The organism is Dickeya dadantii NCPPB 898 (genome assembly GCF_000406145.1).
GTDB classification, from domain to species: domain Bacteria; phylum Pseudomonadota; class Gammaproteobacteria; order Enterobacterales; family Enterobacteriaceae; genus Dickeya; species Dickeya dadantii.
This window is the reverse complement of sequence record NZ_CM001976.1, coordinates 3,088,645-3,099,191: the sequence shown is the minus strand read 5'-3', so window position 1 is coordinate 3,099,191 and position 10,547 is coordinate 3,088,645. Positions and strand designations below refer to the sequence as shown.

Sequence of the window (10,547 nt, the reverse complement as noted above, 5' to 3'; positions counted from 1 at the left end):
AATCTCTCTCTGAGAGAGAATCAATAATCAAGGAGGTTTTTATAATGGATTTTCATGATCTGATCGAACTTGAACGTAAGCCTTTCAAGGAACGCGTGAAATTACGCTATGGCACCTATTTGAAAGAGCTGGAAAAAGGCTTCATGTTCGGACGCCAGGGCGTGGGGCCGGTTGATGCGCGCATGCAGTACAAAGACCTGCATAGCGACGACTTCAGAAATGTATTGGTGTTTGGTTCAAACAGCTATCTCGGTCTGGCTAACCATCCTTATGTGAAAAATAAGGTAGTCGAAGCGGTAGAAAAATACGGTATTGGTACCGGCGGGTCGCCGGCATTTTCCGGTTACACCAGGCAACATCGGGATCTTGAGACGCGTCTGGCGGCGTTAGCCGGCCATGAAGACGCGGTGCTGCTGCCGAGTGGTTATATGGCGAACCTGTGTTGGGTGAATGGATTGATGAATCGCAACGATATCATCATCTATGACCAGAACAGCCATGCCAGCGTGATCAACGCGGTCAAAATGACCAACGTGCCGTTCTTTACCTTCGATCCCGAGCGGCTGGATGAGTTTGAACAGATGTTGCCTAAAATTCGGGCGCGTTTGAAACCTCATACGCAAATATTTTCCACGGTTGAAGGCGTGCGTTCTACGGACGGCTCGATCATCGATCTCAAGCGTTACATCGATATCTGCCGGGAGCACGACATCATCACCATTCTCGATGACGCTCACGGCTTAGGCACCTTAGGGCAAACCGGCAAGGGAACGCTTGAGCATTTAGACCTGCTGGGTCAGGTTGATTTGCGTATGTCCACCTGCAGCAAATCGCTCGGCGCGCAGGGCGCGTTCATCTCCGGCAGCCGCGAGCATATCTTTATGCTGCGAAACTTCTCTTATCCTTACCTGTTTACCTCGGGTTTAGCGCAGCCGACCATTGCGGCTATTTCCGCGGCGTTGGACGTGATGGAACGCGAGCCGGAACGCATTGCGCTGCTGCATGACAACGTGCGCTACATGCAGGACCAACTGGAATCCAAAGGCTTCAACATTCTTCGCGGCGAGTCGGGGATCATTCCCGTCTTCTTCGGGAAAATCTCCGTGGTGGGCAACATAAACCGCCGTCTTTTTGAACGCGGCCTGTTCGCCAATATCATGGAATACCCGATGGTCCCTCCTGATAAAGAACGTCTGCGTATCTCCGTGATGTCTTCCCATACCCGGGAAGAGATCGATCAAGCCGTTGACATTATTACTGACGTTGCGCGCGAGTTTGACGCGCTCTAATGGATTAGCTGAAGGAAATCAGAAATGGACGCTCAGAAAGACATTCTCTCCGTTGTTCTCGACATTATTAACGGCATCAAAAACACCGGATTTACCCCTGATGTCGTGGACCTGGATTCATTTATCGGCGGTGAACTGGGTGTGGATTCGATCGAGATGCTTGAGTCCTGGTACGAGATTGAGAAGCGGCTCCACATCAAGGTAAACGACGGTGACAAGCGCGGGATTTACACGCTCGGGGATTTGATCGGCACGATTGAAGCCCATCTACCGGCGGAAGCAATCAAGTCCTGAATTAACGAGTCGCTGTTGGGATAAACAAGCAACGTTAAGTGACAGTCCAAGGGAACAGTAATAGGAGATTTATGTCTTCTTCAATTTGGGTATTTCCTGGTCAGGGATCGCAGCACAAAGGGATGGGGAATGCGCTGTTCGAGCGTTTCCCCAGGCTCGTCAGCGAGGCCGATGAGGTGCTCGGTTTCTCAATTCGCGAGCTATGCCTCAACGATCCTCAGGGTGTGCTGGGTGAGACGATGTTCACCCAGCCGGCTTTGTTTGTTGTCTCAGCGCTCGGGGTTCTCGCCAGTCGACAAAACGGATTGGATGCGCCGGATTGCTACGCGGGTCATAGTCTGGGGGAGTTTGCCGCGCTGTTTGCCGCGGGGGCGTTTGATTTTGCAACCGGCGTCGCGCTGGTCAGAGAGCGCGGCATGTTGATGTCGAAAGCGCCGCGCGGCGCGATGGCCGCCATCGTGGGCATCGAGCTGAACCGGGTCGCGGAGCTTCTCGCTGCGTCGCCGTTTAGCGGCATTGATATCGCCAACATCAACAGTGCCCAGCAAATCGTCATTTCGGGTCTTCATGACGACATCGTTGCCTGCGAAACGCTGTTTACGGATGCCGGCGCACGCTACGTCAGGCTAAACGTGAGTGCGGCTTTTCACTCTCGCTATATGCGAGATATCGAAGCGCAGTTTGCACAATTTGCGCAACGCTTTACTTTCAATCCGCTCAATGCGCGGGTTATTTCCAACTACACAGCGCTCGATTATCCAGAATCCGATTATCTTGACTTGTTAACGCGCCAGATAAGTCATCCCGTTCGTTGGTACGAAAGTCTGTCGCGGCTGCTGGCGTCCGGCGAAGTTAAACAGCACGAAATCGGACCCGGGCAGGTACTGACCAGCCTGTTTGAGAAAATAAAAGCACAGCCGATGGCGTTGCCGGGTAAGCCAACGGTAAAAAACGTTGCCAGAGCGCCAGCGGCACCATCCGCCACCCCTCGTGTGGTGTTTATGTTCGGGGGGCAGGGGTCACAGTATTACGGCATGGGGCGTGAGCTTTATCGTCGTAATAGTACCTTTCGCAGCCAGATGGACAGGTGTGACGCCCTGTGTCGTCAACACACCGGCCACGGTCTTCTGGAGGCGCTGTATGACGACGCCCGCCACCACCTGCCGTTCTCTGATGTGGCGCAGTCCAATGTGGCGTTGCTCAGCATTGGCGTCAGCCTGACCGGTATGCTCAAAGCAGAAGGGATCGAACCTGACGCCGTGCTGGGATACAGCCTGGGCGAGTGCATCGCGGCTGTCGTGGCCGGTGTATTGACGCTGGATGACGCCATGAAACTGGTGGTGTCTCAGGCGCACTTGCTGAGTAACAAAACCGCCGGCGGCGGGATGATGAGCGTGCTGGCGCCGGTGGCGCACTTCCATGCCAATGCCGCGCTTTATCAGGGCGCCGAGTTAGCCAGTATTAACTTCCAGAATAATTTTGTGGTCAGCGGTGCTATGGCGAGCCTGTCGGCTCTCAAACAGCGCCTGACGCAGCAGAATATTATCTCGATGCTGCTGCCGGTTGAGCAACCCTTCCACTCGTCCGGGATAGCGGCTATCGAGCACGATTTCCGAGCCTTGGTCGATACCTTGCCGAAAAACGCCCCCGTAATGCCGGTGTACTCCGCCATGTTAGGTACTGCGGTTGAACAATGGGACAGCGAGTATTTCTGGCGAGTCTTGCGCGAGCCTGTCGATTTCTACGGCGTAATGCAGGCGTTGGCTGAGAAAAACCAGACGTTTTTTGTCGATCTCAGCCCAACCGGCACTCTGTCAACCTTCATCAAATACGGTTTTGCCGCGCGTATTCAGCACGGCGCGATCATCAATCAATTCGGCAGGAACGCCGAAAGCGTATCCAACTTACTGAATGTTTTAAAAAACCATTCCAGGCAAGTTGTCACAGAGGGAGCATAACCAATGGCTATCATGCAGGAGAATATGCTCTTGTCGCGTAAGGACACCGCCGCGGCGTATTGGCAGCGATACCTTACCGGGGCGTCAAGAACGGCAAACGTCAGCCTTGTTAATGCTATTGAGCGCGAGGATGCCGGGACCGCCGCTTCCTCCTCTGCGCAGGACGTCCGCGTGCTCGTCTCCCAGGTCGAGCGGGCGTTGAGTAACGAACTGCTGGCGCTGGCGCAGCGTGAGTCCGTCACCGGGGACGTGCTGATGACGGCGGCATGGGGTTTGTTGCTGAGCAAGTACAGCGGTGAGGATGAGGTGCTGTTCGGCAAACGGTTCCCAGCCCATGACGGGGGGGAATACCACGCCTTGCCGCTACGCATGCACATTGATGCCAGTCTCGCGTTGCGCGACTGGTTTCACGATATCGCCTCAGTGTTTGAGCAGCATCAGCGCCATGCCGAACCGATACCTGATGCCCTTTCGCCCGGAGTAGGCTCCCCATCGAATCCACCGCTTTTCGACTCGCTGATCAGTGTGTATGACGAGTCGGGCTCGGAAAATGAGCATCGCGCGCCGCACGTGCCGCTGCATCTTATTGTGCGGACCGGGGCCACGCTGTCATTAGCGCTGCATTATCGCCACGGCGACATGACCGAAGCGGATGCGCATAACATTCTCAATCGCCTGCAGCAGCTGTTGTCCAGCTTTGTACAGCGCAGTGAGCGCACGCTGGGTGAACAGTCGCTGCTCAGTAACGCAGAAATTGAACGCGTTATTCATGAGTGGAATGCGACTGAGCTAGACGTGGCGTTGGATCGTTCGCTCTATGCGCTGTTTGCCGAGCAAGTGGCGGCCAGAAACGAGGCCACCGCGCTGGTGGCAGGCGACGTGCGGTTAAGCTATCGGCAGTTGGCCGAACGTGCCGAACGGATTGCGGCAGGGCTGCGCCGCGTCGGTGTGACCCAGGGCGATCGTATCGTGCTGAGTATGGACAAAACGCCGAACCTGATCGCCGCCATGCTGGGCATCATCAAGCTGGGCGCCGCTTATGTGCCTGTCGGCCTGGATGCGCCGGGCGAGCGTCGCGCGTTCATCATTAACGATGCGCAAGTGCGCTGGACGCTGACCAGCCGGGCCGATCGGTCGAGTTTCAGCGCGGACGAAAGCAGCACCTTGCTGTTGGTTGAGGATTATCTGGAGCAGGCGCAAACGGATGGCGGGTCGCGTGAGGATAACCCCGCTGAGACTATCTATTCGCACACTATCGATTCGCACACTATTGCCTACATCATCTATACCTCTGGCACCACCGGTACGCCGAAAGGCGTAGAGATCGCGCATCGCAGCCTGATCAATTTCTGTGCCTGGTGCGAACACATCGGGATTTTTAGCGCCGGGCAACCGATCACCCAGTTCGCGCCCTATACCTTTGATGCCTCGGCGGGCGAGATTTTCGGTACCTTGACGCGCGGCTGCGAACTGCACCTGCTGTCGAATGCGTTGATTCAGAACCCGCCCGCGTTGATGGCGTACATGACCGAAAACGACATTCGTTTCTCGGCCTTCCCGCCGCCGTATCTCACGCACCTGGATCCCGCACGCGTGCCTGAAGGCATGACCATTCTGACCGCGGGGTCGGCGCCGTCGCTCGGGCTGATTGAACGCTGGAGCGAGCGCTGCCGTTACATCAATGGCTACGGCCCGACGGAAACCACCATTATGTCGTCGGCCTGGATGCGCGGTTTTGAGCACAGCCAGGATACTCGCCTGAGTATTGGGCGACCGATCGCCAATACCCGTATGTACGTGGTCGATAATCTGGGTCAGCTTTGCGCGCCGGGTATGGCGGGTGAAATCTGGATCGGCGGCGAAGGCGTCGCGGTGGGATACATGAATCGCCCTGAACTGACGGCCCAGCAGTTTATTGCCGACCCCTGGGTCGCCGGGGCCAGAGTCTACCGTACCGGCGATATCGGGCGCTGGTTTGACGATGGCCGCATTGAGTTTCTTGGCCGCCGCGATCACCAAATCAAACTGAGCGGGTATCGCATTGAGCTTGGTGAAATCGAGTCGCGTATTGCGGCGCTTGAGCACATCAAAGACGCCACCGTCATCGGCATTACGCCCGATGGTGGCGAGGCCCGTCTGGTGGCCTATGTGGTGCCAGAGGCGACGTGCGGCAATGGCGCGCTGGCGCAATGGCGCGAGGTGCTCGCCACGCAACTGCCCAGCTATATGATCCCGGCGGCGTTTGTGGTGATGGAATCGCTGCCGCTGACGGCCAATGGCAAGATCGACCGCAAAGCCTTGCCGCTACCGGACGACAGTGCTTACGTGCAGCGCGACTTTGAAGCGCCGAACGCCGGTACGGAATCTATTCTGGCGCAGCTGTGGCGGACAATGCTCGGCGTTGAGCAGGTCGGGCGGCAGGACAATTTCTTCGAACTGGGCGGGCATTCATTGCTGGCGATGCAACTGCAGGCAGCGCTCCGTGAGCAGCAGTTGTATACCGATGTGCCCACCCTCTTCGCGCATCCCGTTCTGGCCGATCTTGCTGCGCAAATCAGGCTTGAGGACGATGCTTCCTCAGCGTTCGTCATCCCGGAGAATGTGGTCACGCCGGCGACCACCGCGCTTCATCCCGCGCTTTTCCCGTTAGTGTCGCTTTCTCAACAGCAAATAGACCAGATCGTTTCGCGCATACCTGGAGGCATCGCCAATATTCAGGATATCTATGCGCTGGCGCCGTTGCAGGAAGGCATTCTGGTCCACCATCTGTTCGATGAAGCCGGCGACCCTTACCTTCAGTGTGGTCATCTGTCGTTTACGCACCGGCAGACGCTGGATCGCTATCTTGAGGCTATCCAATGCGTGGTTGATCGTCATGATATCTTGCGCACCGCGTTTATCTGGGAAGGGGTGGAAACGCCTGTGCAGGTCGTGCTCCGCCACGCGCGTTTGCATGTTGCGGCGCTCACGTTTGATGCTCAGGATGGCCCGGTCGTTGAGCAGATGAAGGCGCGCTTTGATCCTCACGTCAACCGTATCGACCTCACGCAGCCGCCGTTGCTGCACATGGTGGTGGCCTATGATGAAGCGCAGGCCCGCTGGGAAGCCTTGATGTATATCCATCATTTGGTGGATGACATTGCCTCGCTACAGATTTTGCTCTCCGACATTCAGGCGTTCCTCCATGACAAGGGAGCGCGTTTGCCGGCGGCATTGCCATTTCGTCATCACGTGGCGCAGTTGCAGCGCCGTAACGATACCCAACAGCAATCGGCGTTTTTCACCGACATGCTGGCGGACATCACCGAACCGTCGGTGCCGTTTAATCTCAAGAACGGCCACCTTAAAGGCCAGCGGATCGGTGAAACACGGCGCTCGCTTGAAGCGCCGCTGGCTCAACGGCTGCGCGCTCAGGCTCGCCGCCTCGGCGTCAGCGTGAGTAGCCTGTGCCATTTGAGCTGGGCGCGAGTCCTAAGCGCTGCCTGCGGCAGCGATACGGTGGTGTTCGGTACGGTCCTGTCCGGGCGTATGCACGGTGAGAACAGTGACAAAATCATGGGCCCTTGCATCAAGACGCTGCCGTTGCGGCTTGATGTCGGCGAGGTTTATGCCGCCGATGCGGTGCGCCAGACGCATCAGCGCCTCACCGCGCTGATCAAACATGAACACGCCACCTTGTCGCTGGCTCAACAAAGTAGTGGGATTGTGGCGCCGACGCCGATGTTCAGCGCCGTGTTCAACTACCGCCGCAACCGCCCGACCGACATTGATGTGTTAGGTGATATCGAATTTGATGGCGTGGTATGGCACGGATTTGAAGAGCGCACCAACTACCCGATCTCTGTCTCTGTCGATGACTTCGGCGATGGGTTTGATATTGGCGTTCAGGCGATTGAGTCGCTTTCTTGTGCGCGCCTGTTTGGCTACTTCCACCAGAGCATCAGTAGCCTGGTGGCGGCGCTTGAAGCCGATGGGGTTCCGGCGGCCGCGCCAATGCCGCTGTATGAACTCAATATTCTGCCGCCGGAAGAGCGCCGGCATCTGCTGAAAACCTGGAATGATACCGCGGTGCCGTTCCCGGCGACGGCGACGATCCATCAGTTGTTCGAGTGGCAGGTCGAACAACGACCACAGGCGCTGGCGCTGCAAATGGGGAACGTTCGCCTCAGCTATGCCGAGCTTAATCAGCGTGCCAACCGTCTTGCTCACCATTTGATAGCCCAGGGGGTGAGGCCGGATACGCGCGTAGCGGTGTGTACGGAACGCACTGAAACGATGCTGGTAGCTTTGCTGGCGACCCTCAAAGCCGGCGGGGCCTACGTGCCGCTCGACCCTGAATATCCCACCACACGGCTGGCTTATATTCTTGAGGATGCCACGCCTAAGGTACTGGTGGTTGACCAGCGTGGACGCGACGTCTTTGGGGCGACGACCGGCAGTGATGTCACGGTGGTCGATCTGGAGCGTGATGGCGCTCGTTGGGAAGAACTGCCTGGCGGCAACCCCGATGTGGCGACGCTCAACGCCAGCCACCTGGCTTACGTGATTTACACCTCGGGTTCTACCGGCAAGCCGAAAGGGGTGATGGTTGAGCATCGTCAGGTGGTCAATTTTCTGAGCGGGATGCAGGCACTGTTCAACCTCGGCGCCGAAGATTGTTTGCTCTCGGTCACCAGCATCTCATTTGATATTGCCGGGCTTGAGCTGTATCTGCCGTTGATGACGGGCGCGTCGATTGTGCTGGCGAGCCGCAGTCAGGCGATGGATCCTCACGCGCTGCTTAACCTGTTGCAAACCCTGAACATCACCATCATGCAAGCCACGCCGACCACCTGGCGCTTGCTGGTGGATACCGACGCCACACCGCACAAGCAACTGAAGATCCTTTGCGGCGGCGAAGCGCTGCCCAGCGATTTGGCGACGCGTTTGCATGCCTTCGGCGAGTCATTGTGGAACCTCTACGGGCCGACGGAAACCACGGTGTGGTCAACCTGCAATCGCGTCAATGCAGAGGACGTCACGCAATACAACCAGTCGATAGGCCGCCCGATTGCCAACACGCAAGTCTATCTGCTGGATAAGCATGGCAAACCGGTGCCGATGGGCGCTATCGGGGAGTTGTATATCGGCGGCGACGGGGTTGCCCGTGGTTATCACCAGCGTCCAGAGCTGACCGCCGAACGTTTTATCTCCGATCCGTTCTCAACCGATCCGGCGGCTCGTCTCTATCGTACCGGGGATTTCGCGCAGTTTATGGCCGATGGCCGCCTGATTTTCCTCGGGCGTACCGACCATCAGCTGAAGTTGCGTGGGCATCGTATCGAACTGGGTGAAATCGAAGCGCGGTTGTTGAGCCATCCCTGGGTGCGTGAAGCGGTGGTGGTCGCCAGAGAAGATATCTCCGGGGAGACGCGGCTGGTGGCGTATGTGGTTCCCGGCGCCACCGAAGAGTATGTGGCAGAGGCATCGGCCCACAGTGACAACCTCGATTTTAGCCTGTTCTTCTTCGGCGCCAGCAGCGATGCCGTACAGGCTTATAACCATTACGCGGAGGTGGCGGAGTTTGGTGATAAACACGGTTTCACCGCCGTGTGGACGCCGGAACGTCACTTCCACCGCGTCGGGGGGCTGTTCGCCAATCCAGCGCTGTTAAGCGCCTCGCTGTTGGCCAGAACACGCCATATCCAGCTGCGTCCCGGCAGCGTGGTGCTGCCGTTGCACGATACGCTCCGCGTGGCGGAAGACTGGGCGATACTCGACAACCTGTCGAACGGCCGCGTCGGCATCGGCGTCGCTTCTGGCTGGAATAAGCAGGACTTTGTCCTGGCGCCGCAGAATTACGATGAGCGCCGCGAATTGATGCAGAAAGGCATTGAGGAGCTGAAAACGCTGTGGCAGGGCGGCAGTGTTTCCCGCCGGGATAGTCATGGGGAGGACATTTCAGTCCGGATTTACCCCGCGCCGGTGCAAAAGCAACTGCCGATTTGGGTAACCGCCGCCGGTGCATCGGAAACCTTTGAGTATGCCGGCCGCAGCGGGGCGCATTTGCTGACCCACATGCTCACGCAGAATATCGAGAAGCTGGCTAAAAATATCGAGATATACCGCACGGCGCGTGAAAACGCGGGATTCGATCCCCGCACCGGCACGGTGACGGTGATGATTCATACCTACCTGGGGGAGAACCTTGACGAGGTGTTGGAACAGGCGAAAGGGCCGTTCCTTGATTATCTGGAAGGGCACCTCAGTTTACTTTCGGGCTGGCTCAAAGAGCAGAACATTCACCTCGATACGCTCCCCAGCGCGGATAAACGCAGCATGCTGGAGTTCGCTTTCAAGCGCTATACCCGCGAGCTGTCATTTATTGGTACGCCGGAATCCGCACTGTCCGTGGCGGAGAAGCTACAGGAGGCCGGTGTGAACGAGGTGGCCTGTTTGATCGATTGGATCGTGCCTGAGAATGCGTTGCCGGCGCTGGAACACGCGGCGACGCTCAAAGGTCTGGTACAGACCCTGTTTAGCCGTAAGGCGTTACGTAAGCACCTTCAGGATACGTTGCCGGATTATATGGTCCCGTCCGCCTTCGTGACGCTCAAATCTTTACCGCTGACGCCGAATGGCAAGATAGACCGTAACGCCCTGGTGCCGCCGGATGAGATGTCCTTCGCCCGGCGCGCGTATGTTCCGCCACAGGGCAGCATGGAAATCACCATGGCGTCTATCTGGGAAGAACTTCTGGGTGTCGAGCGGATCGGACGTCAGGACCACTTTTTTGAACTCGGCGGCTATTCGCTGCTAGCCGTGCGTTTGATTGAACAGTTGCGTCGAAGAGGGCTCAGCATCGAGATACGCACACTTTTTGACACGCCTATTCTGGCAGACCTTGCGGCCAGAACCATCGAGCTTGCGGAGACTCGCCTGTGACGATGCTATTCCCAACACGCTTGCCAAACGACCCTGGCCGTTTCGTCGCCCGGTCGTTTCGTCGCATTGCATTACGTCAATC

Annotated in this window: 4 protein-coding genes; all 4 read left to right on the top strand. The window is 57.4% G+C overall.

Features of this window, described 5'->3' with window-relative positions; all coding sequences use genetic code 11:
* Positions 1–44: 44 nt before the first annotated feature.
* The 4 genes from DDA898_RS14030 to DDA898_RS14015 all read left to right on the top strand — a co-directional run bounded on the left by DDA898_RS14030 (position 45) and on the right by DDA898_RS14015 (position 10,465).
* Positions 45–1,289, top strand: a complete 1,245-nt coding sequence (locus tag DDA898_RS14030) for an aminotransferase class I/II-fold pyridoxal phosphate-dependent enzyme (protein ID WP_038911494.1) — start codon at positions 45–47, stop codon at positions 1,287–1,289.
* Positions 1,290–1,313: 24 nt separating this feature from the next.
* Complete coding sequence (locus tag DDA898_RS14025; RefSeq protein WP_038911493.1) at positions 1,314–1,583, top strand: acyl carrier protein; 270 nt, start codon at positions 1,314–1,316, stop codon at positions 1,581–1,583.
* Positions 1,584–1,654: 71 nt separating this feature from the next.
* On the top strand, positions 1,655–3,541 hold the full coding sequence (fabD, locus tag DDA898_RS14020) for an ACP S-malonyltransferase (RefSeq protein WP_071604544.1): 1,887 nt from the start codon (positions 1,655–1,657) through the stop codon (positions 3,539–3,541).
* A 3-nt stretch (positions 3,542–3,544) separates the two neighbouring features.
* On the top strand, positions 3,545–10,465 hold the full coding sequence (locus tag DDA898_RS14015) for a non-ribosomal peptide synthetase (protein ID WP_038911491.1): 6,921 nt from the start codon (positions 3,545–3,547) through the stop codon (positions 10,463–10,465).
* Positions 10,466–10,547 lie beyond the last annotated feature (82 nt).